The following is a 24,514-nucleotide window of genomic DNA, read 5'->3' as shown; positions in this document are numbered from 1 at the left end:
CAGAGGTCGGCCAGGTCCGGTCAGTCCGACTTCATGCGCGAATGACGGGTGCTTAGACCGAACCGGCCGGTCGTGTGCACTGCTGCAGCGCGGCTTAAAGATCCTGGCCAGTAATCTCGATGCGCTCTCCACTCGATGGAGGTGTTTTGCGTTCCGCAACTCCCACTAACTTTTGCTTTCCCAACTGAAACGCGAGCAGCAACTGCTTCTGGCTGTCGTCTGCCGCTCCGAGGTATTCGCAAACAACCTCCGGTCTGAGTTCGAAGGCGCAGTATCCCCAGCCGAAGTCATACGCGGAGAACCACAGCGCTGACCGGCTGTCGACAATTGGGGTTGTCAGTTTGATGTATGACGAATCCATGACGTTCGCCCTCCAGACTGGTGGTTGCCGCACTGGATTGTCCCACAACGTGTCCTCATGGCCGGATGCTAGGCGACATCACGCCGCACTGATGACAGGCGGCTTCGGCTGGTTGTCGAAGGCTGCCCGGCGGGGTGGCGTCTTCTGACTGCGTACCAGTCACCTAAAGTGGGGCTTCGAATGTCGCATCAGGGTGGGGTACCGCCAATCGCGACCAGCGGTGCTGAGCCCCTCACAGAAGCGCCGGAGCCGTGTCTGGAACATGAATCTGTGCTCTGGCGCGACTTGAGTGTAGATCGGCCCCGCCTGAAATGCTCGTGTCGATTCTTGCCGAGTGACAGCGGCGAAGAACGGCGTAACGTTGCCAACGCTATTGCAAATCGAAGGCGCTAAGGGAGCGCGTGAAATTTCACGAAGCGTCGGCTCCTCCTGCAATATTCACGGCTGAAAACGGCCAGTACTTCCCGGCGCCGCCTCGAAGGGTCAATACCCTTTCGTATAGAGCGTCAGATGGTTACTCACCGACGTTACACCCGGCACGCCCTTCGCCACTTCCGCGGCCTGCTGGATCTGAGGACCGTCCGACACGCTGCCGGATAATGTCACGACACCGCCGCGCGCCTTGACGAATACGTTCGACACGTTGAAGTTGGGCGCTTTCGACAACGCCTTGCGTACATCCCGAGCCAGCTTCTTGTCCGCTGGCGTCGCCTTGCCTGAACTTGCAGCCGGACTCGAGCCCATCGGCATAGCGTTGCTGGCTTGCGCGTAGACGTTCGACGTCAACGTCACGCATCCCACGACGACGAGCAGATTCACGACGTTCCATGCTTTCATGATTGCCTCTCTCGTTCGGCCTGGCAAATGGTGAGTCAAAGATAGCCAACATTCCGCTTCTAACAAAGCTGCTTGCACGATTCAGGGAAAGTCCGTATCCAGACGCGCGGCCGCTGGCAGGCCGATCATCGGGCGAGTTCGCGAATGAGCAGCCGCAGTATCGCTGGCGAGGCTTCACCGCAGAGCCGAAGGAACCGAAAGTCTGTGCTCGAGTCGCTCGCTATCCGGACCGCACGCGGAGCATTGAAAAACCATTCCCGCAGGCGAACGCGACCTTGTTCGAACGTAAGGGGCGCTCCCTCAAGCAATGGCAGAACTTCCCTTTTGACGAAGTCTGAGCAATCTTCGATTTGCCACGTGTCCGAGAACTCAATATAAAACTCGCGGCTAGCGTCTTCGGCAACAATCCCCAGGCTGATCAGCCGGGGAGTCCGTTGCCCGAAGCCGGTGTACTCGGTATCGAGAAACAGCAGCACGATGAACTGCTAAAGTCGTAGTTTAACGATCAACTGCGACGCCGTTCCAAACCGATTGTGAATGTAAGGGAAAGCTGAGTGTTCTCGAAAATATAGCGGAAACCGATCTCCGATGTGACCCGAGCTGACCTGGGGGATCTGCCGCCAATGGTCGACGTTGAGCTCTTGCCAAATAACGTGAGCGTGGACCAGGCGGTCGCGTCGCTGCAGTTCTTCCTGTCGATCGTGGAGGAAGGTAGCGGGAAGGCGCCGATCATTTACACGTACCCGTCATTCTGGACGCACGGCATGGCGAACGCGAGCCTGTTCACGAAGCAGCACCTGTGGATCGCCAATTATGGGACAAAGCGCGTGGACGGAGGGTTCGAGCCGCGTGGGATCGCACCCATCATCCCGGGCGGCTGGCCGACGTTCTCAATCTGGCAGAACGCGGTCCAGCCGGGAGTGCCGGGCATCCAGACGCTCGTCGATAGGGACGTGGTCCTGCTTCCCAGCGGAGTGGATCTCGCCACCTTCCTCACGCGTCCGCGGGATGATCCAGCGTCTCCGTGATTTTGATGCCGCTTTAGCCGCGGTGCCCAAGCCGTGAGTGGCTGCAGCAAGCAGTTGATCACTTCAGCAGTGCGTTGGGCTAGCCTTGTGTTCCAGTGCCCACGGTTGCCTGTTCCTCCAGCCACCCACGCCACACTGCCATCAGGACCGCCAGGATGACGGGACCTACAAACAGTCCTACCAGGCCGAAGGCCGCAAGCCCGCCCAGCACACCGAACACGACCAGAAGAAACGGTATCCGGGTAGCGCTGCTGATCACGAGCGGACGAATCAGGTTGTCCACCCAGCTAACGACCAGTGCGCCCCAGAGTAAAAGACCGACCCCGGCTATCGTTTTTCCTGTGACGAGGAGCCATACACCGATCGATCCCCATAGGAACGGCGTGCCAAAGGGTATCAACGCGATCAGCACCGTAAACGCAGCCAGCAACACCGGCGCCTGCATCCCGGCCACCCAGTAACCCAAGCCGGCAAGCGCGCCCTGCGCCAGTGCCGTCAGCACGAGCCCGTAGACGACCGCCTTGGTCGTTCCGCCGATAGAAGCGAGATAGGCGTCCAGGCGATCGCCCAGAAAACGCCGTAGTATGCGGCGCACTTGATCCAACGCGCTTTCGCCGTCCCGGTACATAAAAAACAGCGTCAGCAAGGCAAAGCCCAATTTCGTCGCATTGCGACCCACGCCGCCGACTAACTGGCCGACCTCTCCGGTCCACTGCCGGCCCCACTCAGCGATTTGCGCGCGCAAAGCCATCGGATCGGCCGATACCTGGTTCAGTAGATCCTGCAGCCACAGCCCGAGCCACGGGACGCGCGCAATCAATTCCGGCAGTTTGTGCGGCCCATTGGCGAGGTAGCTGGCGACGGTCTGGTAGGCCGCGGTCAGTTCGTCACGCAGCAGCACGATCAGCCAGATTGACGGCAGAATGAACGCCACCGAGAGAATGACCGTCATCAGCATCGCGCTGCCGGTGGCGTTCCCGCGCATAAGCGAGCGCAAGTGGCGATAAGCGGGCCAGGTCACGTAGGCAAAGATGGTGGCCCAGGCCACTGGCACCAGGAACAGGTGCAGCACTACGTAGCTCAGCACTACGAGCCCGCCAAGAAGAAATGCAAGGATGATGCGCTTGACCGGGGACATCTGATAGCTCTCGTCCATGAACGCCTTCCCTTTAGATACGCTGAGAATTTGCGGGCGCGCCGGTGCTTCCGCGCGCCGTGGCACCTGGTCGTTACAGGAAGCCCCATACCGGCCCGCGCCTGAGCACTCCTTGTCTAAACGTCGACGTCGCATGTTGGAATGCCGCGCGCAGCCCTGCTTTACTGACTACCCGCTGCTTTGCAGCACGGCAATGCGCCTGTCGATCGGTGGGTGCGTGGAGAAGAGCCCGAGCCATCCCGGCTTGTCGGTAATGCCGGATGCCTTGAAGGATTGCGGAAGTTCGCCGGGTGCAAGTCCACCCAGGCGGGCCAGCGCATTGATCATCGGTCGCGGAGAAGCCAGCAGTTGCGCAGAGCCCGCATCAGCGCGGAACTCGCGCCGGCGCGAGAAGTACGCGACGATCACCGAAGCGAGAATGCCGAAAATCATCTCGCAAACAATAACGGTAATGTAGAACCCGGGACCGACACCGCGTTCGGTACGAAACAAGGTCTTGTCCACGAAGTACCCGACCACACGGGCCAAGAAAATCACGAAGGTATTCACCACGCCCTGAATGAGCGTCAAGGTGACCATGTCGCCGTTGCTCACGTGCGAAATCTCATGGGCAAGGACAGCCTCCACTTCCTCCGTGTTCAACGATTGCAGCAATCCCGTGGAGACAGCCACTAGGGCTGAATGCTTGAAAGCCCCTGTGGCGAACGCGTTCGGCGCGCCTTCAAAAATTGCGACTTCCGGCATACGAATGCGAGCACGCTGCGCGAGCTCCCGTACAGTGTCGATCAGCCATTGCTCAGTCGAATCGCGCGGCGAATCGATCACACGCGCCCCGGTTGCCCATTTCGCCATCGGTTTGGAGATAAGCAGCGAAATGATGGAACCGGCGAAGCCGATCACCAGCGAGAACACGAACAGCGCATTGAAGTCGAGCCCGCTCCCGGTCAGGAAGCGGCCGACGCCCAATACATTCGTTACTAACGAAAGCACCAGCACTACCGCGAGGTTGGTGGCGAGGAACAGCAAAATTCTTTTCATTCACAAGTCTCCTGTGGAAACTGGCTGAATGACTGCGGTGACATAGAACCCTCAACTCTCCTTTGACACCGGATAACCGAAAGGTTTATGTAATGTTTCTATTTCAGCACAAGACGTTTGCTATCTGTCTTCATAGGAATTCGCGCGTACCTTGTTCATCGCCCGTAAGCGGCATCAAAATCACGGGGACCCCGAGTCGCAATGCGCGCCTGCTGCCTGCGGATGATCGAGTGCGCCGCGCGGGCCAGCGCGAGATCGAGTGCGCCGCGCCAGTCTCTTGCGATCGACGTCACGACGACAGGCGTCGCATCGGGCGTCTGCACCTGCACCTGGCAGCGTTTGTCGAGTCCGCCGCGCGGGCCGTTGATGTCCGACATGCTGACGGTCGCCTTCGAAATCAGCCAGTCCATGCGGCGAAACACGAACCGGATGCGTTGGCGCGCGAAGCTGCACAGACGGACGGCTTCACGGTCGCGGGACTTGAACAGGACTTGCATGAGACACCTCCTTCGTGGGTACGGCTCAAGAGTACGGTGAGGAGGCGTCGAGGAAAAAGCAGAAATAACGGAAATGCAGCTTCGGAAAAACCGAACCTTCTTTTTCGTGATCACGAACGCGCTCACGCATGCGCCGCACTCAGCACCTTTTGCGTCAAAGGATGATGCCGCCCGCGCCGCGACACGATTGCGTGTATTTCCTCCTTCACTTCCGGCGAGCGGCCGAGCCAGCGCAAGCCGCGATGCATGGGATCGTTGCGCTCGGCGCCGAACGCCGCGAGCGGAAACACGCCCATGCCGCGCGACGCGAACAGCGCCATCAACGCGCTGTCCTCGAACTCGCCCGCGGACGCGTGGCCGGATGCCTTCCGCTTCGAACCAGCGGTCGAGGCGCGAACGCAGCGACGAGTGCCCCGTCGGCAGCAGCACCGGCAGCGACGCGAGGCATTGCGGAAAATGATCGACATGCGTTTTTCGCACCACGGCGGCCGGCCCGTACCAGTCGATCGGCGAAGCGATCAGGCGCTCGCTGGATAGACGCAGATTCGAGTTGTGCGGCGCGGGCTGGCTGGACAGCACGAGATCCAGATGGTGATGCGCCAGTTCCGCCAGCAGGTCTTCCGCTTCGCCTTCGTGGCAGAGCAGCCGTAGCGAAGGCGTGTCCAGCACGCCCGCAAGAATGGCATGGACGGCCAGCTTCGAAATGCCATCCGTCAAGCCGACCGCGAAGCGCGCGACGGTCCCGCTGGCCGCTTCGCGCACTTCGTCGTGCAACGCGCGCCCGATCTGGAAGATTTCCTCCGCTCGCGCATACGCCGCCTGTCCCGCTTCCGTCATCGCGACGCCGCGTCCGGCGGGCTTCAGCAGTTGATGTCCGAGGGATTTTTCCAGTTCGCGCACCTGCGCGCTGATGGTTTGCACCGCCATGTCGAGCCGTTCGGCGGCGCGCGCAAACCCGCCTTCCTTCACGACGACCCAGAAATAGTGCAAGTGCCGGTAGTTGAGCATGTGTGGCCTCACTTCGAAAAAACCGAACCAACTGTCAGATTATCACTGGTTTTTTCGAATACGGCGCCAGGCGATCATGCTTTCCACAGGCTGTGACCCAGTAATCAGCCGTTTTCTTCTCAACCGGAGAACGACGCACGCAAATGGAATCCTTACTGACCCTGGCCGCCGATCCCGCTGCATGGGCTGCACTCGTGACGCTCGTCGTGATGGAGATCGTGCTTGGCATCGACAACCTGATCTTCATTTCGATTCTGAGCAACAAGCTCCCCGAAGCGCAACGCGCGCGCACGCAGCGTATCGGCATCATGCTGGCGCTGCTGATGCGGCTCGGCCTGCTGGGCACCGTCGCATGGATCGCGCGTCTCACCGTCCCTGTGTTTTCCGTGTTCGATCACGCGTTTTCGTGGCGCGACCTGATCCTGCTCGCGGGCGGTCTGTTCCTTGTGTGGAAGGCCACGCGTGAAATGCACCATCACGTGAGCCGTGACGCCGAGGCGCACACGACTCCTGCGATGGGCGTCGGCGGCCTGACGGTGACGGCTGCCATCGGCCAGATCCTGCTGCTCGACGTCGTGTTTTCCGTCGACAGCATCCTCACCGCGGTCGGCATGACGGATCACCTGCCCATCATGTTCATTGCAGTGATCGCTGCTGTCACGGCGATGTTGTTCGCGGCTCGCCCGCTGTCGAAGTTCATCGAGCGCAATCCGACCGTCGTCACGCTTGCGCTGAGCTTCCTGCTGGTGATCGCGATGACGCTGATTGCCGAAGGTTTTGGTTCGCACGTGCCGAAGGGCTACATCTACACGGCCATGGCGTTCGCAGGCTTCGTCGAAGGCATGAACATGATGGCGCGGCGCAGAAAGGACAAGCGCGAGCACGAGGCGGCAGTTTTGGAAGCGAAGCGTGAAGCTGGCTCCGAAGCAAGGTCTGAAGAGACGCAGACCAGCGGTTCGGCTTTCTCGAACTGAACGAAGCGGACTGAAGCGGACTGACAGAAGTATCGGGGCGGTTGAACGCCGCCCCGACCGGCAGCACAAAGGTTGAACGTTAAGAAAGGAGCAACGCAATGAAGTGCCCCGTTTGCAAGACCCCCGATCTGCTGATGACCGAGCGTCAGAACATCGAGATCGACTATTGCCCGACATGCCGTGGCGTATGGCTCGATCGCGGCGAGCTGGACAAGCTGCTGACCCAGATGCAGGGCACGCCCGAACCGGACAACAGAAGCAATCAGGTCGAGCGCGACGCGCGCTACGGCGACCGCGACGGCCACCATGACCAGCAGTGGGGACGGCGCAACGATTCTTACCACGGCGATCAGCGCAAGCACTACGATCCGCGCCGCAAGAAGAAGTCACTGTTCGATATGTTCGACTTTGACTGACCTGGATGCATCCTGCGCTCGAACTGTTCTGGCGGGCATTCCACAACCGGCGTGAAGTCGGTACGTGCGTTGGCCTCGTACCACAGCCATACGACAGTGGCGGGAGCCGCACAGATCAGGGCATCAGCAAGCAGGGCAATCGACGGGTGCGTGCCCTGCTCCTCGAGATGGTGTGGTCCTGGCTGCGGTACCAGCCCGACAGTGTGCTGACACGGTGGTTCTTCCAGCGAACGCAGGGCGTCCCACTGAATCGCCGCGCCCGACGTATCGCCATCGTCGCGGTGGCGCGGCGTCTCGCAATTGCGTTGTGGCGCTATCTGAAGGACGGGGTGATACCCGAGGGGGCGCAGCTGAAGTCAGCGATCCGCAAAGGCGTTCCGACAACATCACCATGGAAAGCGCGGGACCCGATGTCTGGGCGGTTTGAAGTGAACATGCCCGTGGGGTGCCGCGGGTTACTCACGTAACCGATTCTTGAGATGGGGCGTGCTCCCGAAAAGAAATTCCGGCGCAACGCGCAACAGATGAGGCTGGCTAGCCGCCAGCGGATGGAAGGTGGTGACTGCGACACGAAGTTGCTTGCAGGAGCTGTTCCCGCTTCAACATGAGGGAACCGCCCGTGTCACCGGGCGCGTCTAGGAGTCTCAATAAAGAGCGACTCTGACAACGTAACGAAGCATCGCAAGATGCAGGGTATCAATCGCGAGAGGCGTACCCTTCACATCGGAACGGCCATAGCCTTCATCTGCCCGGCCGTTTGATCAGGCGAGCCGTCGGCCGCAAACTTTGGATAGATCGCGTATGGACGTCGACTCGATATAAAACGCATGCGTGCTTCTCGCGGACATTAGCAATCTGTTCATCGCTCTAATGGAATAGCGATAGTAGCTATTGTCATCATCGAATTGAACACGCGTGCGTTCGCATCGAGACCTTCGAGGTGATCGCCGCGTTCCTGCTACGTAAGGGGCCGCAAGCGCGCTCAAACCAGGGTGTTGCCGGCATCGCGAGGTCATCCTACTCAGAAACGACCCCGCCTAAACGTTGAACAGTTCGCTACGCGCCGCGTCCATGATCATCGCGACAGCCGGGTGGCTGATGTGGCGCTCGATAGAGATTGCAAAAAATTCCTCGACGATCGAATTGATCTGCCCGACTATCGTCAGGTTGTGCTCTGTCTGCAACTGGCTTTCGAGCACGGTTGGCGCGAACAGCAGGCCGCGGCCTTCGCGGCCGAATGCCATGGTCATCGCTCCGTCGTCGAACTCGCCGACGATGCGCGGCGAAATGGCGTGCGAGGCGAGCCAGTGATCCAGCTTGCGCCGCACGGCGGATTCCGTGCCGGGCAGTAGCACAGGCAGCTTGTCGAGCGACATCGGGAAGCGTTTTTTGCTGCTTTGAATCAGCGCCTGGGTTCCGAAGCAGCTTAGCGTCGAACGTCCGAGGCGGTGATTGAACGCCTTGATGTTGACGTCGACGGGAATGGGGGCGTCCGCGATGATCAGATCGAGGCGGTGCACGGCCAGTTGCGCGAGCAGCGCGTGCAGTTTGCCTTCGTGACAGATCATGCGCAGCGACGCCGACGCGCTCAGCGCGGGTTCCAGCAGCCGGTACGCAATCGCCTTGGGGACCGAATCCGCGATCCCGACGCGAAACCGCGTTTGCGCACCGGCTTCGCTTTCGCGCCGCACAGCGCTTTCGAGTTCCGAACCTAACGAAAATATCTCGTCGGCGTAATCGAGCGCGAGGCGCCCCGCATCGGTCAGTTCGAGCGTGCGGCCGGTTTTCCTGAACAGCTTCTTATCCAGCGCCTCTTCGAGAAGCTTGATCTGGCCACTGAGCGTTTGCGGCGTGATGTGCAACTGCTCGCCCGCGCGCACGATGCCGCCCGCACGAGCCGCGACCCAGAAGTAATAGAGATGCTTGAAATTCACGAACCCTCCATCGATTACGGAAAGATACGTTTTTCTCGAAGTATCAACAATAAAAATACGAATTTTATGTTGGCATGGGTTCAGTTAGATTGAAACCTCGCCCCGAAGCGTCGGCGGGCGTTTCATGACAGCTGACAGAGGTGACATATGGCATCGGTTGCAGAATTGCTGCGTGCGAAAGCTTCCCGGACAGTGTGGTCGATCGAGGCATCCGCTTCGGTTTACGACGCGATATCAATCATGGCTCACAGGGAGGTTGGAGCGCTCATCGCCGCGCACGACGGGCGCATAGCCGGCATCGTGACGGAGCGCGATTACGCCCGGAAGATCGTTCTGATGGAACGCTCGTCAACGAATACGCCTGTGCGCGACATCATGTCGACGGCGGTGCGTTATGTCAGTCCGGAGCAGACGACGGACGAGTGCATGGCGATCATGACAGAACATCAGATTCGCCATCTGCCTGTGATCAGCGCAGGGCAGGTGACAGGAATGGTGTCGATCGGCGACCTGATCAAGAACCTGATTTCCGAGCAGGAACACACCATCCGGCAACTGGAGCACTACATCCACGGCAACGGTTTTCACGCCGCTTTTGATGGATCGAAGGCACAACCAGCGGCGAGCTTGCGTAGCTAAAAATATTACTGTTCGTAATGTATTTGCGCGCGCAAATGGAGCGCGTTGCGGGCAGTTTCGCGACTCATCGAAAGAGGTTTTTATGTACACGCAAATCATCAACAAATTACGACGTGCTGCCGGTGCAGTCACGCGCGGGACGGCCGCGCTCGGTCTGGCGGGACTGCTGGCGCTGGGCGCCGTGGCGTCGAACGACGCCGAGGCGAAGCGCGTAGGCGGGAGTCAAAGCATCGGGCGGCAGTCGCAGACGGCGTCGCCGTCTGGACAAGCGCAGCGAAGCCAACAGGCACAGCCGGCACAACAGGCCGCGCAGGCGCCTGCTGCGGCAGCGGGCAACCGCTGGATGGGCCCGCTGGCTGGTCTCGCTGCGGGCCTTGGGATTGCAGCATTACTGTCGTCGTTTGGCCTGGGCGAAGGGCTGGCGCAGATGCTGTCGAATGTGTTGCTGATCGGGGCGGTGATTTTCGCCGGCGTGATGCTATTCCGCTTTATCGCCAACCGGCGTCGTCCGGATCTTGCCTATGGACACGGTCCCGTGAACCGCCAGCAAACGAACGGCTCACGGTTTCTGAATCAGATCCCGCAAGCGCGGCCTGAAGCGAACTTGCGGGGCAGGCCGAACGCGGCGATGGGTTCGACGGGAGCAGCGGACACGGAGAGGACAACGGGACTACCACTCGAGCAAGATCAGGCGGCGTTTCTTGTATCGGCAAAGACCTTGTTCATGCGCCTTCAAGGCGCATGGGACCGGAACGAGCAGGGTGACCTGTTCGAATTGACGACGCCGGAGATGTTCGCGCAAATCAAGCGGGACCTCGAAGCGCGGGGTCGCCAGGTGAGTCATACGGAAGTCACGCAACTTGACGCGGAAGTGCTTGGCACAGAACGCAATGCGGATGAAACGCTGGTTAGCGTTCGCTTTTACGGTCAAATGCGGGAAGACGATGCGCCGACTGCCCAGCCGTTCCAGGAAGTCTGGAACATGGTCAGCGACGCACGTGGCAACCAGGCGTGGCGACTGGCCGGCATTCAGCAAATTGACGGATGAGAGCGTAGTTGAAACCGGCAGCGGCCTGCTGCCGGTTACTCGTGAGGGTCGTGCGTGCCGCGGAACTACCTGAGACCAACCTTTCGCCAGCGACCGTGCGTGAGAAAGTCGAGCGCCACTTGCGGAGTGGCAAACGCTGGGCGCATGAGGCGATAGTCGGCTACTCCATCACGACTTGCGTGATGGGCGTCCGCCCGCGTGCCGAACAAACTCGAGATCCGTTGCGCTGCCTGTGCGCAGGTCTTTAGCCGCGCGACCGAACAGCGGCGGAATCGGATCGTCTTCGAAGGATCGAGAAGCCATGAGAACGCAAACAAAACGTCTGAATGAGACGCCGACGGTCAGGCAGGAACGCTCCGTCACAATCAGTGGCCAGAATTTGGCCTCGCAGTGGAACGTTTCGCAAAGCAGGCGCATCGGCTCTGTGAGCTATCAGGCTGAACATCAGGGCTACCGTTTGACGGCCCGAGCAGAACCCGTGGAGAGTGCGTTGCACGCGGCCCATCTTGTGATCGAAGGGCCGGGCTGCCCGACACAGTGCTGCTTCCACGCGCTGGATTATTTCTACGACCCAGCGCAGGCCTTGCGGTACGCGATCCGATGGGGACGGATATGGGTCGACCACCGGCTTACGAAAGTCGCCCTACAGCGCGTCGTATCGGCAAGCCCGGCAAGCAGCGCCGAACTGCTTTTGAAAGAGGAACGTACTAACCGGGCAGGGGATCATGAATGAATCGTCAGGCGAAAAAACACTCCGTTTTATTGCTCGGAAGGCAGGAAGTCCAACGGCGGCGCTTGTCTACTGGCTTGACGTGACGGAACCGTCTAGTGAGGCGAGCTTCACCGAGATAACCCGGCGCTTCGCTCCCCTGATGCAGGTCGTCTTTCCTGACGATCGACCCGGTGCGTTCGTCAACCGGAGCGCGTTGCTCGATATACAACATTTGGGAACCATCGATCGGCTCATTTTCTTGGACGGTTCGTGGCTCGACGTATGGAATGACCGCGATTGCGCGGATATCTGTAACCTGTTTTCCAGCCGGAGGCACACATGTTGTCTGCCAAAAACATTTCGATCACGGCCATAACCGGCCGCATGGAAGGCCAGCCGGTCGTGTCCGAATCCGACATGGAACGACTCCGGGAATGTGCGCACCTGCCGAGGGTGTCACCGACGCAGCGCGCCCTCCTGGACGCCATGGAAGCGACAGCCTTGTTTGTCGATTCCGCCGAGATACCACCGGACGTCGTCACGATGAATACAACGGTCGAATGTACGACCACCGACGGCACTGAGACGCATGAATGGACGCTGGTTTACCCGCGCGAGGCCGACTATCAGCGTGGGCGACTGTCCGTTCTCTCGCCGACGGGCATCGCACTGTTGGGTGCGCGTTGCGGACAAGTCATCATGTGCCTTCCGCCGAGCGGCGTGCCGGTTCATTACGTCATCAGGAAGATCCTCCTGCAACCGGAGAGTCGTCGCTTATCAGGCTGATGATATCGGGAGGAGGCACCGAAGAAACTGCATAGCGTCGCTAGCGAGCGCCCCTCAGTCGGCCCCGTCGCCCATTCAATTCCGTTTGATTCGGTTGGTCAAGGGTCAAGGGGGCGCTAGCATGACTGTCCTCAAGCTGCTGTCATTTTTCTCGCTGACGTTAGCGGTGGTGTGCATGCTGGGTGGTGGCATCACCGTCTTTACGGCGGTCAATCACAAGATTGTCCACTCAAAACGCCGAGATGCACCGAAGAATGAGTGTCCGGCATCACTTCTGTTGCCATCACGGCCCAGTGGCCGAAAGGATTCACTTATCCGCAGTTCCGCCTCGCTTTCATACGCCAAGGCGAACCGCCGCAGGAGGCCACGGGGAAGGCCGAGATGCTCGCGTTGAGCATCGGGCAAGTTTCGGCCATGACCGGTCGGTCGACAGTGGCGCACGAAAGCAGTCGGTCGGCTGCTCGTTGGACTCTCGGTTCGGCGCAAGGGGGCGGTATGGGTAATTCCAGGCGTCGGGCGGGCAATGGTTTACAGTGAGAGACGATCAATACGTGCTACGGAGATCCACGATGATCGACGACGGCCTCTTCGACGCCATAAAACGGTTGCGCGGATGGGCGCAAGCGCGCCGGCACGTGCGACGGCTATGGGTTTATGGCAGCCGACTCAAGGGTGTCCAGCGGACCGACAGCGATCTCGATGTCGCCATGGAAATTGACCCTGTCGGCAACGATGAGACGGCACGAGATTCGTGGGGCTGTCACCGCACTGAATGGGAGACTGAGATGACAGCGCTCGTCCCATATAAGGTGCACCTCCAGGACTACGATCTCACAAACCCAACGTCACGCGTCGTCGCATATATCGGCTGCTGTGCCGCATTGGTCTATCAACGTGATGATGTGGCTGAAGGATGAATCGTGATAAACGGCGATGGCGGCGAAGCCCGCATTATTTGTGACGCACGACACCAGGTCATGTCCGTTATCTCGAAGATCATGCAACGAACGAGGATGCGCGCGTTGGTCGCGCGTATCACAATTCCGCTGCTTCTCGCGATAACGGGAGCGTCGCCGCAGCACTCACTGGCCCAGCCAGGTCAGAACAGCTTGATCGGTGTGGTCACCGACGCACCAAGTTCTTCCAAATGGGTGGGTGGTCAAGTCACCTTCACCGGGATCACGACCGCAGAGCCCACGGTTGTTTGGCCAGATGGCTTCGACGAAAAGTTGTCCAAGCTCTTCGAGAACGAAAACTTGATCGTTCTCCAATTCGTTAGCACCGCCGGAGGCACCGATACCTTCTACATCGAAAGGAAGAGTAAGCGTTTCCTCGTTGTATCGGTTGGAACCTTGTTTGCCGCCTACCTAAATAACAAGTCGGTCAGCGTCTCTCAGTATCGGGGCTACATCAGATAGGTCGCCAGTGCAGTCGTGCTGGCTGAGCGTGACAGCGGCTCCGCGAACGGCCGCTTTCCACCGCGTTCACCGTCCGTTGTGGGTCGCAAGTACTCGTTCGCTTTCCGCGGGACGAGTCATTCGCGACCACCGACCTGTGGCTGACAGGAAAGCGCCCCATACCCGTCTGACCGGCACCGATGCTCGAATGACGGCTCAGGCCGAATGGACTAAACCGCTCGCGCGGTAGGGGGCTGCGGCCCGTCTCTGGCGGCGAATGGGAGGCCAGTGGCGCCGGCGCTTATGTTGGTGGTTGAGGCAATCCGCCTCGTCCTCCAGCAGGAGCCCCATCATGACCTCCTCCGATCCGGGCATCAGCCCGCTGCGCCGCCGTATGCTTGAGGACTTGCGCATGCGCAAGTTCGCACCCAAGACCCAGGCCGCCTACCTGCGTGCCGTACGTCAGTTCGCCCGATACCTCGGGCGTTTACCCGATACCGCCACGGTCGAGGACCTCCGGGACTATCAGCTGCATCTGGTCGATCACGGCGCGTCGCCGGTGTCGCTGAACGCCGCGATCAGCGGTCTGAAGTTCTTCTTCGAAGTCACGCCCGGCCGGCCTGAGCTGATGGCGCGGATGCAGCCGGTACGCGTGCCTCGCACGCTCCCGGTTGTGCTCAGCCCCGAGGAGGTGCGCCGGCTCATCGCGGCAGCCGGAAACCTCAAGCATCAGACCGCGCTGTCGGTCGCCTATGGCGCCGGGCTGCGTGCGAGCGAAGTGGTCGCCCTCAGGGTCAGCGACATCGACAGCCAGCGCATGACCCTGCGCATCGAGCAGGGCAAGGGCCGCCGTGACCGCTACGCGATGCTCTCGCCGGTCCTGCTCGAACGTCTGCGCGTCTGGTGGCGCGTTGCCCGTGCCCAGGGCTGCATGCTCGATGGCGGGTGGCTCTTTCCGGGCCTCGATCCGATTGACCCGCTCAGCACGCGGCAACTGACCCGCGCCATCCATGCGGCCGCCGAGACCGCAAACATCGACAAGCGCGTATCCATGCACACGCTGAGGCATTCCTTTGCCACGCACCTGCTGGAACAGAAGGAGGATATCCGCGTGATCCAGGTGCTCCTTGGACACAGGCAGATCGAGACCACCACGCTCTATACCCAGGTTGCCACTGACCTCCTGCGCAAGGTGGTCAGTCCGCTGGACCGCCTGCCCGCCGGCTAGCCCGGCCGCACGCGGAGCACCCCGTGCTGGAGGTCGCGGATACCCCGCCTGCACCAGCCACGCAAACATGACGTTGAGGATCACCATCGCCTGCCGCTGGCTCGATGCCGACAGGGGGCCGTAGAACGGTCGCCAGCGCGGATCGTTGCGGGGATGCTTGCGTCCGCCATCAGCGGTCCACCGTGCCGCGGGTTGCGGATCGACGAGAAAGTGCTGGTAGACCAGCAGGTCTTCGTGCGTGAGCGAGGAGAGCGGTTTGCCCATCTGCAGGACGGACCACAGCAGCAGCCGTTCGGCTTCCTTGCGGTAGCTGTCGAACGTCGTTTTCGTATCGACGAAGCGGGCGAGCCACGCGCGGATCGCATCGGGATCGGTCACCGCGGCGACCTGCATGTGGCCGGTTGCGCGGTTCGTGCCGTGGTGGCCATCGAGACCGGCGGGCAGTTCGAGCGCGTCGATCGGGCGCGGGGCGGAGACGGCGGTTTTCATGGTCGCAGACGCGGCGGAGGCGGAGGTCGGGGTGTGACGTGATGATGGACTGATCCGCCCCCAAGATATCAACATTATCGCCGTAATGTCAAAATATGGCCTCTGATGCGTTAGGTATCGGGCGGTTTACGTTGTATTATTTATTTGACACCCACCCCAGCATGCTTCCATGGCCGACGCCCTCCCTGACGAAACCCGTCTCGCCGCTGAAATCGACCGCCTGAAGGCCGAAATCCCGAAGACCCGCGAGCTGTACCGCGAGGTCTGCGCGCTACTGTTCTTCCGCTTCGGGATCACGCCGACCGCGAACCGGCTTTACCAGCTGGTCAAGCGCGGCAGCATGAGCACGCCGACCCAGGTGCTCGGTGGATTCTGGGCCGAACTGCGCGAAAAGAGCCGGGTGCGCATCGAACACCCCGACCTGCCCGCCGATCTGGGGCCGGCTGCCGGCGAACTGGTCGCGGCGCTCTGGACCCGCGCAACCGCCTCTGCCGAAGCCGCGCTCGACGCGCTGCGCGACGAGGTCGAGGCGCAACGCGTTGAGGCGCAACGGTCGGTCGTTGCTGCCCGCGACGAACTGGGTCGCGTCGAGACCGCGCTCGAACAGCGCACGGCGGCGCTCCTTGCCGCGCAGGTCGAGGTGCGCGAACTGGAAAAGGCGCAGGCCGAGGGCCACGCGGCGCGGCAGGCGTGCGAGGCCGAGGTCGTCCGGCTCAAGGCCGAGGCGCTCGTGCGCGACCGTGAACTGGACAAGGTGCGCGAAGGTTTCTCGCGGGATCTCGAGAAGCTGCGCGAGAGCGCGGAACGCGCCGAAGAGCGCCTGCGGGCGTCGGAAAAGCGCGCGCTGCTGGAGATCGACCGCGAGCGGGGTGCGGCCGCGAAGCTGCAGAAGGACCTCGATGCCGCGGTGAAGCGGGCCGACAGTCGCGGGGCGGACCATCACCGGGCGGTCGAGGCGCTGCGGGCGCAGCTCGGGGACGTGCGTCACCAGGCGGGCGTGCTGCAGGGACGGCTCGATGCCGTGCTGGCCACGAACGTCACGCTGCAGCAACAGCTGGCGGCACTGCGGCAGGCGGATACACGCGACGCCCGCCCAGCCCGTGCGAAGTCCGGCTCCACCCCGGCGCGCCCGGTGGCGACACGCCCTTCACGCGCGCCGCGCGTCACGCCCGCGCCAGCCAGCCAGACCGTAGTGCACCGCAAGCGGGGAAAGAGGGATGGAAAATAGAACCCGCCCGCGCAAGAGACGGAAGGCCCCGGTCTGTCCGCCGATCGGCGCGCTGATGCGCTATGGCGAGCGCACCGTGCGCGTGATCGCCGAAGCGAGCGGCCAGCGCGTGATCATCGGGTCGGTGCACGAAGACGGCAGCAGCTTCCGCAGCACGGTGAAGTGGGCTAATCTGGCCGCTCTTCACGATCAGCTCTTCTGAGCGGGATGAATATGCAGCAGCCCACCATTCAGCAGCTCGACATCTTCGCCGACAGCCGTGACGTGATGTTGCGCAACGACGTGCTGGAGCCGTTGCAGCGGCGCGATGTGGCGGCCGCGCGAACGGCACTGGCGCAGCTCGCCGGCGAATACCCGGACGACGGTGCGCTGCCCGCGATGACCGTGCTGGTCCGCGAACTCGGGAATGGATCGACCGCGCCCTTTGCTGACCATGCGGCGCTGGACATCGCCCACCGTCACCAGGAGGACGGGGTGGTGCCCGCCGCCCGGCGCGTGCTGCCCGCGCAGAGCGTCCAGCCGTGGCTCGCACCATGCTGGCGAGCGCTCGCCCAGCGGGCCGCGTCCCTGGCCTTTCGCGGCGCCGGTGCCGGGAACCTTGCCGACAGCCACGCCGCGCCGCTCTGGCTGCTGGCCGGCGACTGGGCGCGGCTGCACGTGCAGCGGTCGAGGCATTGAGTCCTGGTGGCGCATCCCGGCACCCTTCGCGTGGATGACGGAGGCGCGCTACCGGGCTGATGGTCTGGATGCCGCGTGGCCACTGCTCGCTGGACTGGCGTGGCTCGCGCCCGCACGGTGCGCGGCGTTGCTGCCCGGACTGGGCGACGCGTCGCTCGACGCGCTACGCCGGCGCTTCGATGCGGAGTTCCCCGGCACCGGCGAGATCGACGACTATTCGTGGTTTCCGGCCTGGCTGCTGGTGGTCAAGCCGGCGCTCGCAGGCCGGCTGGGTGACGCCCGGACGCAGCGTGACCGGGCGGCATCGCGCGCGACGGCCCTGCTCGGAGAGATCCTGCGCCGGGAGCATGACGGCGACCAGCACGAACTCGTCAGTCTGCGTCAGGCGCTCAGTCGCCTGCATGCCGGCCTGTTCGACGTGTACATGGCGACACGGAAAGTGCAGCACCGGTGAGTATGGCGATCGGCGGCCAATCACCGACGATGCCGTGGTCGCATTGGCCAGTCGGGCGGAGGCACGGAGGCGACATGACATTGAAAGCGCAGTGGTACCGGGACAGGCTCACGAAAAAAAGCCGCAAGGGCTTCTGCGGCTATCCGGTCGCAACGGTGGCCTTTTATGGGCCCGATGACAGGCGGGCGACGAAGGTTGCCGTCGGCATCGTCGCGTACGAAGGCGCGGATGCTGATCCTGTTGAGCGGTGGTTCTGTGAAACGTCCGATGCGAGAACCGATCCGGAAATCACCGAAGCAGTCGTCCGGTTCATTGAACAACATGGTGCGCGTTCGGTCGCAGCGGTCGATCGCATCATCGGGTGCCCGCATGAGGAAGGCATCGACTATCCGGCAGGCGAAACCTGTCCGCGGTGTCCGTTCTGGAGCGACCGTGACCGGTGGAGCGGCGGGTTGATCAGGTGAGGCCGGTTGGGTGCTCTCGCGACTGTGCACGGGGCAGCCGGCGTTGAAGCTGGGTGACGCTATTTCATGCGCGGAAGACCTCCAATATGTCCAATATGCGGGACGACCCGGATTGCTCCGCTCCCGAGCCTGCTTCTATCATCAACTCCCCGCTGCCAATCGCAGCCAAACGCGCCATCGGTAATGCGTCGCCGACAGCGACCTTAGCCGGGCAGGCACGGCCCACAGGCCAGTAGCCGGCGCAATCCCCTACGGCACCTACTCGAACGACCAGGAGACAGGAATGCTCAGCGCCCATGAATTTGCGACATTGATGCTCGTCAGGGACTCGGCCGACCATATTGCCGAGCGGCAGGAACTTGACACGTTGCTCGAACGCCAGCTCGTCGCCATGGAGCAGCTTGCCGGCGGTACGGTGCGGCCTCGAATTACGCAGGACGGAGATTCCCTTCTTCGGGCCTTCGCACGCCGTCACTGAGATGTCGCACCCTATGAGCCCGCAAGCCAATATGATGCAGGCTTGAGCGTTGTTCCGGATACTTGCCGCGGCCCAACTTCGAGGGCCGCCCGATCTGCACTGGGACAGCGCGAGCATGACGCCGTTTATGCGCCGAAGTTTACGACCGGGCTGACGACCGCGGCGGCTCGCGTCTGCTGCCGGGCGGGTCCGTACACGGCAACATGGCACGTCAGGCTGTTCGCCTCTTCGTCGCTGCATGCTAGCCGGGAAAGTGGGCGGACCAAACGCGGCTCGAGCACACGTCCGGGCGCGCCATACCGTCGACGCCTTACCTGGCGCTCGTCGCTTTCTCCGAACCATTACCTGTCCGGGCTGTCCCGATCGGCGGCACGGCGTCGTTCATTGACGGCAGCGTCTCCTTCGGCGCTGCCGCGGCGGCGACGGCGTCCGGCTGGGCGGAGTCGGCCTTCAGGTAGTGGTCGACGAGCGCAAAGAAACGCTGATAGAAAACGCCGGCAGGAATCGTCTCGCTCGCAACTTTCACCATCGAGTCATCGCTTGAGCCGATCGGCAGCGACAGCGATCCGAACACGCTCAGTCCGACGCTCGCCGACGTGTTGCTCTTCTTCAGCGCATAGCGATCCTGCACTGCGTTCACGTACGCGATACTGCTGTTGCTTTTGGGGTCGTCGGTTGTACAGACCACATGGATTTCAATCACCGCGTGCGTATCGCCGGTGGGCTGGAAATTTTTCGAGCCGTCGACCGAATCGGGCCTCGTCGAACTGGCGATATATCCCTGGCTGAGCAACGCACGGCGGGCGGCTTCGCAGGCGAGCTCTGCCTTCCCGGCGAAATTGTGCATATAAGGGCTATCGCCTGCGTCGAACTGTTCTTGCTGGTAAAGCGGCTTCGGTGTCGAGCACGCAGACAGTGCGCTCGCAAGCGCAAGCACGAAAGCCGCGGAGGAAAAGCGGAACGGGGTATGCATGGCTGAACAGGTTGGACCGGCTCGAGCGGAGATGGGGGCCGGCGCCAGATGGCCACGATACCCAATGCTCTTGCGCTGCATGAGAGGGACACATCATGCGGCCGATCCGGCAGTGAATGGGCCGGGCCATTATAGTTTTCTTTCCCTACAACAACCTTCGACGTTCTCGTGAGCGCAGATCCGTTACGTGGTACGGCGGATGTGGCAAGCTGATATGAGAGGACGGCCTTCTCAAGTTGGTCGAGGAAAGATGAAATTTTTGACAAAGAGTAGGATTGCAAATCAAAAAATGCGGACGCCAGATTCTGCCGTTGTCCATTGACGCCGGGCCGCCAGGCGATCCTTCAATTCTGCCCGGTGTCGACCTGCATTCATCAGATGTCGAGGCAGCGCGAAGTGCTGCCGGATCAGGCCGAAGCATGAGAGGAAACCCCGTGTGCGATGTTGCGCAGCGTAGTCAAATCGGGCAGCCTTTCGGAACGTGCGGACGGGTTGTTTCAGGAGGCTCGGTGAACGTGGGGGCCTGCTGCTATTTCAACGCACGGCATGGCAGATGACATCCGCCGTCACGCCCGAAGCCTACATTGCGTTCGCCCGAGAGCTGTGCGATGCGGTAGGGGCGGGATAAATAGTCAGGCTGGCTCTGCGACCGCGGCTGACCTCAGTGGCTAATCCGCTGAGAATGCGGCAACCACACGGGAAGCAGGAGAATGGAGCGAGGAAAAATAAAGAAGAATGAGGCTCTGGATAAACCGGGCCCCGAAGAAAATGAACCAAGAAAAGTTGGTTCCACGCAGTGAGTTTCACACTGTCAGTTTTGACGACTTTCAGATCGCCGATGACAGCGATCGCCGGTGCATGGGAAACGAGTGTTCGCGCTGCGGACGCTGAAAGCGGGGGAGCGCGTGTTGGAATACAGGGGTGAGGTGATTTCCTGGCGACGGGCCGCCCGCGCAGCACCGGCGAGACGGCATCGAGGGACACACGTTCTTTTTCGGGCTGGAGGACGGCCGGGTGATCGACGGCAGCCGCGGGGGCAACAGCGCGCGCTGGCTGATCACTGCTGCTCGGCGAACTGCGAGGCAGTTGAGGAGGCGGGGCGCGTGTTCAACCACGCGATCCGGGACATTACGGCTGGCGGCGAACTCTTTATCGATTACCGACTGGAGACGGACGAGCCACTTGATGGTGACCTGTGTCGGTACTACGCGTGCCTGTGCGGTGGTGCCGCCGCACCATGCTCGGGCCCGGGAAGCGAGCGTTACCCGGGACGGGCCGGGTCATGCCGACGCTGGCAAAGTCCCGGAGCACAGCTCGTCCGGAGTGGAGCGCAAACGGCTGGCCCCTGTCGCTTGCGCTGCCGGAATTGCCCGCAATGGGTGGACAGTCAACAAGGCAGGTGTCTGGCTGTGCTTCAAGGCCTGCGGTGCAACCAGTCCCGCATCGGATGGGTGTCCAGCCAGCGGAGTTGCCGGCTCCTGTGATGTTCACGTCGGTAGTGCTCCGTCACGAGGATGGCAGCCATGATCAGAACGATCACTCCCAGCATGATTCCCGAAATTGATTCGGCCATGGCGACCTCCTGTCGCGTCGCAAACATGCTTACAGTTTAGGTGATGCGCCGGCGCGTCGGGTACTCTACCTGTTCCTTCCTGCTGCCGCCTCCTGCCGCCTTGCGCAGCCCAAACCGGGAAGGATGCGAAGAGGCTGCCACGAGCATGGGCGCGTTGATGACCCGGGTTTAGCGCTGCTTGTCCTACTCGGCAAACGGGGGCGCTACCAGGGGTAGCCTGGTCTGCCGAACGGTGATCTTGTCATCATCGCCGATCGGTTCCACATGGCATCCTCCTCGACCGACCACATTCGGCTTCGCTCGTTACGCAGACTGAAATCTGGAGGTTCGAGTATCGATTCGACCCTGACATGTGCGTTCGACGCTCTCATAAGGGCGAATTCCTGCCGTCCCGATGGCAGATCGGCGTGTGACCTCATAGGACCTCCGGCGCAAAGGCGCAAACGATTTGCCCGGCGCCATTACGTGCCGCCGCATCGCCAAGGCGCCCGATGCGGTTAGCGATGTCACGACGGACTGCAGGAGGAAAGCCTCAACGTTCCAGTGTCCGCGCTGCTGCAAAAGCTCGCCTTACCGGTTCATTTAATACCGGATGACGCAACTAACCGTCATGTTCGCCTGGTCCGCCCCTCCAACGTCGAGACCGTTTCGCAATGACGGAGCCGCACACACCGACTTTTACCGCAGTGCCGCGACAGCGCTGCTGGCCGCTGGACGATTTTCCGTCTGTCACGCTCCGGCAGCCCGCGCTGGCCGGGAAAACGGAGGGGGCGGGCGCTACCTTGGGCACGTGCGTGCGCGTTTGCGTTCGGACCGCCCGTTGCCGTACCTTGCGGGTCTGGCCAACAACAACCGATCGAACATGAATAAACGGGAACTGATTGACGCGGTCGCAGCCCGCACCGGCGACACCTGGGCCGCCACCGGCGAAGTCATCGATGCAGTGCCAGGCGCCATCACGCGCGCGGTGACCGCTGGCGACACCGTGCAACTGTTCGGTTTCGGCTCGTTCCCGACGGGACAGCGTGCGGCACGCACCGGCCGCAATCTGTCGACGGGCGCTGAAATCCAGGTTGCCGCGGCAAAGTCGGTGAAGTTCACTGCCGGCAAGGTGTTCAAAGACGCGGTGAACGCACGGTGACGAAGACCGGCATCGCACCGGCCATCTACGCGGGCCTGCAGCGTGAAATCGCCGACGTAGTGGAGTCCGCGCGCGCGGCCGCCGCCCGCCGCGTCAATGCGTTGATGACGGCGACCTACCGGGAGATTGGCCGGCGCATCGTGGAGTTCGAGCAAGGCGGCGAACTCGGCTAGGCCAGCGGGTCGGTGGCACCCGGTCAACTGTCTCAGCTCGACCCACTGGCGCCGTTCAAGCCGTCACCGCGTCAACGGCTGCTTCCGCGGTCCAACGGTCATCCGTGCCGCCCCCTATCATGTAAGCTGTCACCCGCTGCTCGCTCCCGCCTTATTTCATGCCATCGTCTTCTCAGTCCCGCTCACGCCCGCCCGTCCTCGTGTGGTTCCGCGACGATCAGCGTCTTGCCGACAACCCCGCGCTCGAGCATGCCGTCGTCACAGGCCACCCTGTCGTTTGCGTGTATGTCCACGACCCGGAACCGCGGGAAACCCGTCTACCGGGCGCCGCTGTGCGCTGGTGGCTTCACGAATCACTGCGCGAGCTCAATGCGGCACTTGCCGCGATGGGCGGGGGGCTGACCGTACTTCGCGGACCTGAACGGCAGGTGGTCGAAGAGTTCGCCACAGGGATCGGGGCGATCGAGGTGTGCTGGAATCGCCGCTATTCGGCAGCGCAACGCGAGACAGACGCAGCGATTAAGTCGGCGTTGAAACAATGCGGAATTGCGGTTTCGACCTTCAATGGGCACCTGCTGCGCGAGCCGTGGACGGTGGCCACGCGCGACGCCCCGCCGTTTCAGGTATTCAGCGCGTACTGGCGCGCCGCGCGCCGCGAGTATTCGCCCGAACCGCCACGGCCTGCGCCCGGGCGAATCGACTTCTTTCCGGTGCCCGAAGACGCAACGGCATGTGTGAAGGATCTGTCCGCACTCGCGCTTCAGCCTTCTGCGCCCGACTGGGCCGGCGGGTTGCGCGAAACGTGGCAATGCGGTGAAGAAGCAGGACAGTGTCAGCTACAGGCATTTCTGGCGGACACACTGGCCGGTTACGCAAGCGGCCGCGACAACCCCGCGATGCACGCGACCAGCCGGCTGTCTCCGTATCTTCGCTTCGGCAATCTCTCGGTGCGGCAGGTATGGTACGCAGCGCGGTTGTCGGCGGCACATGCGGGCCACGGCCCAGGCAACCCGCGCGCAGCGCCCATGGCAGGCGCCAATCTGGACAAGTTTCTCGACGAGCTTGGCTGGCGCGAGTTCTCGTACTACCTGCTCTACCATTTCGCCTCGCTGCATCAGGTCAACTTCAGACGGCAATTCGACGCCATGCCTTGGCGCGCCGATCCCGAGGCGCTCCGCGCGTGGCAGCGCGGCGAGACTGGCTACCCGCTCGTCGACGCCGGCATGCGCGAGCTATGGCATACGGGCTGGATGCACAACCGGGTGCGCATGGTGGCGGCGTCGTTTCTCGTCAAGCATCTGCTCATCGACTGGCGCGAGGGCGAGGTCTGGTTCTGGGGCACGCTCGTGGACGCCGACGAGGCCAGCAACCCAGCGAGCTGGCAATGGGTGGCCGGCAGCGGTGCGGATGCGGCACCGTACTTTCGCATCTTCAATCCGGTGTTGCAGGGCCAGAAGTTCGACCCGCTGGGCGACTACGTGCGACGCTGGGTGCCCGAGCTCGCGCGCTTGCCCAGTGCGTCGATCCACGCGCCATGGCTCGCGCAGCCTGCGCAGCTGGCGGCCGCGTCGGTTCGGCTGGGCCACGACTATCCATTGCCGCTAGTGTCTCACCAGCACGCGCGCACGCGGGCGCTCGAAGCCATGGAAGGGCTGCGCGAGCGCGCCGGTCGCGTAACTCAGAAAAAAATCGCACGCTAAGCTGGCTCATCCCTTAGCGCATGTCGTGCTGCGGGTCGATGCGGTTTGTGCCAACCCTATCAAGAAGCCGTTGACACCTACTTCGGCTTCAGTATGCTGTAGCA

At 62.0% G+C, this 24,514-nt stretch carries 29 protein-coding genes and 5 pseudogenes; 22 read left to right on the top strand and 12 right to left on the bottom strand.

Annotated features, from left to right (window positions below):
* Window positions 1-94 precede the first annotated feature (94 nt).
* Complete coding sequence (locus tag OKW39_RS27375; RefSeq protein ID WP_429332180.1) at window positions 95-361, bottom strand: hypothetical protein; 267 nt, start codon at window positions 359-361, stop codon at window positions 95-97.
* Between the two features lie 302 nt (window positions 362-663).
* Here OKW39_RS27375 and OKW39_RS27370 point away from each other — a divergent pair.
* A pseudogene (locus tag OKW39_RS27370) lies at window positions 664-809 on the top strand (XdhC family protein); the annotation flags it as partial.
* 35 nt (window positions 810-844) lie between these two features.
* Here the strand turns inward: OKW39_RS27370 and OKW39_RS27365 are convergent.
* Window positions 845-1,198 carry a BON domain-containing protein gene (locus OKW39_RS27365; protein WP_184070392.1) on the bottom strand — a complete coding sequence of 118 codons (354 nt, stop codon included), beginning with the start codon at window positions 1,196-1,198 and terminating at the stop codon, window positions 845-847.
* Between the two features lie 125 nt (window positions 1,199-1,323).
* Window positions 1,324-1,674, bottom strand: a complete 351-nt coding sequence (locus tag OKW39_RS27360; RefSeq protein ID WP_429332181.1) for a hypothetical protein — start codon at window positions 1,672-1,674, stop codon at window positions 1,324-1,326.
* Window positions 1,675-1,788: 114 nt separating this feature from the next.
* On the opposite strand from OKW39_RS27360, the gene OKW39_RS27355 reads away from it, so the two are divergent.
* Window positions 1,789-2,226: a GH25 family lysozyme gene (locus tag OKW39_RS27355; RefSeq protein ID WP_429332182.1), complete on the top strand. Its 438-nt coding sequence runs from the start codon at window positions 1,789-1,791 to the stop codon at window positions 2,224-2,226.
* 79 nt (window positions 2,227-2,305) lie between these two features.
* On the opposite strand, the gene OKW39_RS27350 is transcribed toward OKW39_RS27355, so the two are convergent.
* From OKW39_RS27350 to OKW39_RS27330, 5 genes and pseudogenes are all read right to left on the bottom strand, one after another.
* The gene (locus tag OKW39_RS27350; RefSeq protein ID WP_429332183.1) at window positions 2,306-3,382 is read right to left on the bottom strand and encodes an AI-2E family transporter; all 1,077 of its coding nucleotides are present in this window, start codon (window positions 3,380-3,382) and stop codon (window positions 2,306-2,308) included.
* Window positions 3,383-3,550: 168 nt separating this feature from the next.
* Window positions 3,551-4,420, bottom strand: coding sequence for a protease HtpX (htpX, locus tag OKW39_RS27345; protein WP_429332184.1), 870 nt, complete (start codon window positions 4,418-4,420; stop codon window positions 3,551-3,553).
* A 155-nt stretch (window positions 4,421-4,575) separates the two neighbouring features.
* Entirely contained in the window at window positions 4,576-4,917 is a 342-nt protein-coding gene (locus OKW39_RS27340) for an HPF/RaiA family ribosome-associated protein (protein ID WP_429332185.1), read from the bottom strand.
* Between the two features lie 122 nt (window positions 4,918-5,039).
* Window positions 5,040-5,237, bottom strand: coding sequence for a hypothetical protein (locus OKW39_RS27335; RefSeq protein ID WP_429564290.1), 198 nt, complete (start codon window positions 5,235-5,237; stop codon window positions 5,040-5,042).
* A pseudogene (locus OKW39_RS27330) lies at window positions 5,188-5,925 on the bottom strand (LysR family transcriptional regulator); the annotation flags it as partial. The gene OKW39_RS27335 and the pseudogene OKW39_RS27330, both read right to left, overlap by 50 nt.
* A gap of 143 nt (window positions 5,926-6,068) precedes the next feature.
* On the opposite strand from OKW39_RS27330, the gene OKW39_RS27325 reads away from it, so the two are divergent.
* From OKW39_RS27325 to OKW39_RS27315, 3 genes and pseudogenes are all read left to right on the top strand, one after another.
* Window positions 6,069-6,899, top strand: a complete 831-nt coding sequence (locus OKW39_RS27325) for a TerC family protein (protein WP_429359831.1) — start codon at window positions 6,069-6,071, stop codon at window positions 6,897-6,899.
* A 98-nt stretch (window positions 6,900-6,997) separates the two neighbouring features.
* On the top strand, window positions 6,998-7,315 hold the full coding sequence (locus tag OKW39_RS27320; RefSeq protein WP_429332188.1) for a zf-TFIIB domain-containing protein: 318 nt from the start codon (window positions 6,998-7,000) through the stop codon (window positions 7,313-7,315).
* Window positions 7,316-7,332: 17 nt separating this feature from the next.
* A pseudogene (locus tag OKW39_RS27315) lies at window positions 7,333-7,677 on the top strand (transposase); the annotation flags it as partial.
* Between the two features lie 675 nt (window positions 7,678-8,352).
* Here OKW39_RS27315 and nhaR read toward each other — a convergent pair.
* Window positions 8,353-9,249: a transcriptional activator NhaR gene (nhaR, locus tag OKW39_RS27310; protein WP_429332189.1), complete on the bottom strand. Its 897-nt coding sequence runs from the start codon at window positions 9,247-9,249 to the stop codon at window positions 8,353-8,355.
* A 147-nt stretch (window positions 9,250-9,396) separates the two neighbouring features.
* Between nhaR and OKW39_RS27305 the strand changes: the two genes are divergently transcribed.
* The 7 genes from OKW39_RS27305 to OKW39_RS27275 all read left to right on the top strand — a co-directional run bounded on the left by OKW39_RS27305 (window position 9,397) and on the right by OKW39_RS27275 (window position 15,059).
* Window positions 9,397-9,888: a CBS domain-containing protein gene (locus OKW39_RS27305; protein ID WP_429332190.1), complete on the top strand. Its 492-nt coding sequence runs from the start codon at window positions 9,397-9,399 to the stop codon at window positions 9,886-9,888.
* A gap of 82 nt (window positions 9,889-9,970) precedes the next feature.
* Window positions 9,971-10,936, top strand: coding sequence for a Tim44 domain-containing protein (locus tag OKW39_RS27300; protein ID WP_429564082.1), 966 nt, complete (start codon window positions 9,971-9,973; stop codon window positions 10,934-10,936).
* 301 nt (window positions 10,937-11,237) lie between these two features.
* A complete protein-coding gene (locus OKW39_RS27295) occupies window positions 11,238-11,669 on the top strand; it encodes a hypothetical protein (RefSeq protein ID WP_429359827.1) in 432 nt (143 codons plus the stop codon).
* A gap of 318 nt (window positions 11,670-11,987) precedes the next feature.
* Window positions 11,988-12,434 (top strand): GreA/GreB family elongation factor, encoded by a 447-nt coding sequence (locus OKW39_RS27290; RefSeq protein ID WP_262414930.1) that lies wholly within the window; start codon window positions 11,988-11,990, stop codon window positions 12,432-12,434.
* Between the two features lie 569 nt (window positions 12,435-13,003).
* A complete protein-coding gene (locus OKW39_RS27285) occupies window positions 13,004-13,351 on the top strand; it encodes a nucleotidyltransferase family protein (RefSeq protein WP_429332193.1) in 348 nt (115 codons plus the stop codon).
* 3 nt (window positions 13,352-13,354) lie between these two features.
* On the top strand, window positions 13,355-13,852 hold the full coding sequence (locus OKW39_RS27280) for a hypothetical protein (protein ID WP_429359823.1): 498 nt from the start codon (window positions 13,355-13,357) through the stop codon (window positions 13,850-13,852).
* A gap of 331 nt (window positions 13,853-14,183) precedes the next feature.
* Window positions 14,184-15,059: a tyrosine-type recombinase/integrase gene (locus OKW39_RS27275; protein WP_429332195.1), complete on the top strand. Its 876-nt coding sequence runs from the start codon at window positions 14,184-14,186 to the stop codon at window positions 15,057-15,059.
* Window positions 15,060-15,098: 39 nt separating this feature from the next.
* Here OKW39_RS27275 and OKW39_RS27270 read toward each other — a convergent pair.
* Window positions 15,099-15,548, bottom strand: a pseudogene (locus tag OKW39_RS27270) (tyrosine-type recombinase/integrase); the annotation flags it as partial.
* Between the two features lie 169 nt (window positions 15,549-15,717).
* On the opposite strand from OKW39_RS27270, the gene OKW39_RS27265 reads away from it, so the two are divergent.
* The 6 genes from OKW39_RS27265 (at window position 15,718) to OKW39_RS27240 (ending at window position 18,850) form a co-directional block, all read left to right on the top strand.
* Entirely contained in the window at window positions 15,718-16,776 is a 1,059-nt protein-coding gene (locus tag OKW39_RS27265) for a DNA-binding protein (protein ID WP_429564081.1), read from the top strand.
* Complete coding sequence (locus tag OKW39_RS27260) at window positions 16,766-16,978, top strand: hypothetical protein (RefSeq protein ID WP_429564080.1); 213 nt, start codon at window positions 16,766-16,768, stop codon at window positions 16,976-16,978. Before OKW39_RS27265 ends, OKW39_RS27260 begins: the two co-directional genes overlap by 11 nt.
* A 5-nt stretch (window positions 16,979-16,983) precedes the next feature.
* Window positions 16,984-17,454, top strand: a complete 471-nt coding sequence (locus tag OKW39_RS27255; RefSeq protein WP_429564079.1) for a hypothetical protein — start codon at window positions 16,984-16,986, stop codon at window positions 17,452-17,454.
* A gap of 34 nt (window positions 17,455-17,488) precedes the next feature.
* A complete protein-coding gene (locus OKW39_RS27250; protein ID WP_429564078.1) occupies window positions 17,489-17,908 on the top strand; it encodes a hypothetical protein in 420 nt (139 codons plus the stop codon).
* Window positions 17,909-17,982: 74 nt separating this feature from the next.
* Window positions 17,983-18,372, top strand: coding sequence for a hypothetical protein (locus OKW39_RS27245; RefSeq protein WP_429564077.1), 390 nt, complete (start codon window positions 17,983-17,985; stop codon window positions 18,370-18,372).
* A 283-nt stretch (window positions 18,373-18,655) separates the two neighbouring features.
* Complete coding sequence (locus tag OKW39_RS27240; RefSeq protein ID WP_187639394.1) at window positions 18,656-18,850, top strand: hypothetical protein; 195 nt, start codon at window positions 18,656-18,658, stop codon at window positions 18,848-18,850.
* A gap of 367 nt (window positions 18,851-19,217) precedes the next feature.
* Here the strand turns inward: OKW39_RS27240 and OKW39_RS27235 are convergent.
* Window positions 19,218-19,823 (bottom strand): annotated as a pseudogene (locus OKW39_RS27235) (DUF2242 domain-containing protein); the annotation flags it as partial.
* A gap of 854 nt (window positions 19,824-20,677) precedes the next feature.
* Here OKW39_RS27235 and OKW39_RS27230 point away from each other — a divergent pair.
* Window positions 20,678-21,307, top strand: coding sequence for an SET domain-containing protein (locus OKW39_RS27230; protein ID WP_429564076.1), 630 nt, complete (start codon window positions 20,678-20,680; stop codon window positions 21,305-21,307).
* Here OKW39_RS27230 and OKW39_RS27225 read toward each other — a convergent pair.
* A complete protein-coding gene (locus OKW39_RS27225) occupies window positions 21,238-21,396 on the bottom strand; it encodes a hypothetical protein (RefSeq protein WP_167368858.1) in 159 nt (52 codons plus the stop codon). The genes OKW39_RS27230 and OKW39_RS27225 overlap by 70 nt on opposite strands.
* An 862-nt stretch (window positions 21,397-22,258) precedes the next feature.
* Between OKW39_RS27225 and OKW39_RS27220 the strand changes: the two genes are divergently transcribed.
* The 3 genes from OKW39_RS27220 (at window position 22,259) to OKW39_RS27210 (ending at window position 24,410) form a co-directional block, all read left to right on the top strand.
* Entirely contained in the window at window positions 22,259-22,537 is a 279-nt protein-coding gene (locus OKW39_RS27220) for an HU family DNA-binding protein (protein ID WP_429564275.1), read from the top strand.
* Complete coding sequence (locus tag OKW39_RS27215) at window positions 22,534-22,710, top strand: DUF1016 N-terminal domain-containing protein (protein WP_429332863.1); 177 nt, start codon at window positions 22,534-22,536, stop codon at window positions 22,708-22,710. The genes OKW39_RS27220 and OKW39_RS27215 overlap by 4 nt, the downstream gene beginning before the upstream one ends.
* A gap of 158 nt (window positions 22,711-22,868) precedes the next feature.
* Window positions 22,869-24,410, top strand: coding sequence for a cryptochrome/photolyase family protein (locus OKW39_RS27210; protein WP_429564075.1), 1,542 nt, complete (start codon window positions 22,869-22,871; stop codon window positions 24,408-24,410).
* Window positions 24,411-24,514 lie beyond the last annotated feature (104 nt).

Source organism: Paraburkholderia sp. MM6662-R1 (assembly GCF_050436245.1).
Classification (GTDB): domain Bacteria; phylum Pseudomonadota; class Gammaproteobacteria; order Burkholderiales; family Burkholderiaceae; genus Paraburkholderia; species Paraburkholderia tuberum.
Note: the sequence above shows the minus strand (reverse complement) of the source record. Positions and strands in the feature narration are given on the sequence as shown.

Coding starts and splice junctions, on each gene's coding strand:
- OKW39_RS27295 (WP_429359827.1), top strand. CDS start 11,238: ATGAGAACGCAAACAAAACGTCTGAATGAGACGCCGACGGTCAGGCAG.
- OKW39_RS27365 (WP_184070392.1), bottom strand. CDS start 1,198: ATGAAAGCATGGAACGTCGTGAATCTGCTCGTCGTCGTGGGATGCGTG.
- OKW39_RS27300 (WP_429564082.1), top strand. CDS start 9,971: ATGTACACGCAAATCATCAACAAATTACGACGTGCTGCCGGTGCAGTC.
- OKW39_RS27245 (WP_429564077.1), top strand. CDS start 17,983: ATGACATTGAAAGCGCAGTGGTACCGGGACAGGCTCACGAAAAAAAGC.
- OKW39_RS27325 (WP_429359831.1), top strand. CDS start 6,069: ATGGAATCCTTACTGACCCTGGCCGCCGATCCCGCTGCATGGGCTGCA.
- OKW39_RS27265 (WP_429564081.1), top strand. CDS start 15,718: ATGGCCGACGCCCTCCCTGACGAAACCCGTCTCGCCGCTGAAATCGAC.
- OKW39_RS27210 (WP_429564075.1), top strand. CDS start 22,869: ATGCCATCGTCTTCTCAGTCCCGCTCACGCCCGCCCGTCCTCGTGTGG.
- OKW39_RS27240 (WP_187639394.1), top strand. CDS start 18,656: ATGCTCAGCGCCCATGAATTTGCGACATTGATGCTCGTCAGGGACTCG.
- htpX (WP_429332184.1), bottom strand. CDS start 4,420: ATGAAAAGAATTTTGCTGTTCCTCGCCACCAACCTCGCGGTAGTGCTG.
- OKW39_RS27275 (WP_429332195.1), top strand. CDS start 14,184: ATGACCTCCTCCGATCCGGGCATCAGCCCGCTGCGCCGCCGTATGCTT.
- OKW39_RS27250 (WP_429564078.1), top strand. CDS start 17,489: ATGACGGAGGCGCGCTACCGGGCTGATGGTCTGGATGCCGCGTGGCCA.
- OKW39_RS27305 (WP_429332190.1), top strand. CDS start 9,397: ATGGCATCGGTTGCAGAATTGCTGCGTGCGAAAGCTTCCCGGACAGTG.
- OKW39_RS27220 (WP_429564275.1), top strand. CDS start 22,259: ATGAATAAACGGGAACTGATTGACGCGGTCGCAGCCCGCACCGGCGAC.
- OKW39_RS27225 (WP_167368858.1), bottom strand. CDS start 21,396: ATGGCCGAATCAATTTCGGGAATCATGCTGGGAGTGATCGTTCTGATC.
- OKW39_RS27255 (WP_429564079.1), top strand. CDS start 16,984: ATGAATATGCAGCAGCCCACCATTCAGCAGCTCGACATCTTCGCCGAC.
- OKW39_RS27335 (WP_429564290.1), bottom strand. CDS start 5,237: ATGGCGCTGTTCGCGTCGCGCGGCATGGGCGTGTTTCCGCTCGCGGCG.
- OKW39_RS27350 (WP_429332183.1), bottom strand. CDS start 3,382: ATGGACGAGAGCTATCAGATGTCCCCGGTCAAGCGCATCATCCTTGCA.
- OKW39_RS27285 (WP_429332193.1), top strand. CDS start 13,004: ATGATCGACGACGGCCTCTTCGACGCCATAAAACGGTTGCGCGGATGG.
- OKW39_RS27290 (WP_262414930.1), top strand. CDS start 11,988: ATGTTGTCTGCCAAAAACATTTCGATCACGGCCATAACCGGCCGCATG.
- OKW39_RS27375 (WP_429332180.1), bottom strand. CDS start 361: ATGGATTCGTCATACATCAAACTGACAACCCCAATTGTCGACAGCCGG.
- OKW39_RS27320 (WP_429332188.1), top strand. CDS start 6,998: ATGAAGTGCCCCGTTTGCAAGACCCCCGATCTGCTGATGACCGAGCGT.
- OKW39_RS27260 (WP_429564080.1), top strand. CDS start 16,766: ATGGAAAATAGAACCCGCCCGCGCAAGAGACGGAAGGCCCCGGTCTGT.
- OKW39_RS27340 (WP_429332185.1), bottom strand. CDS start 4,917: ATGCAAGTCCTGTTCAAGTCCCGCGACCGTGAAGCCGTCCGTCTGTGC.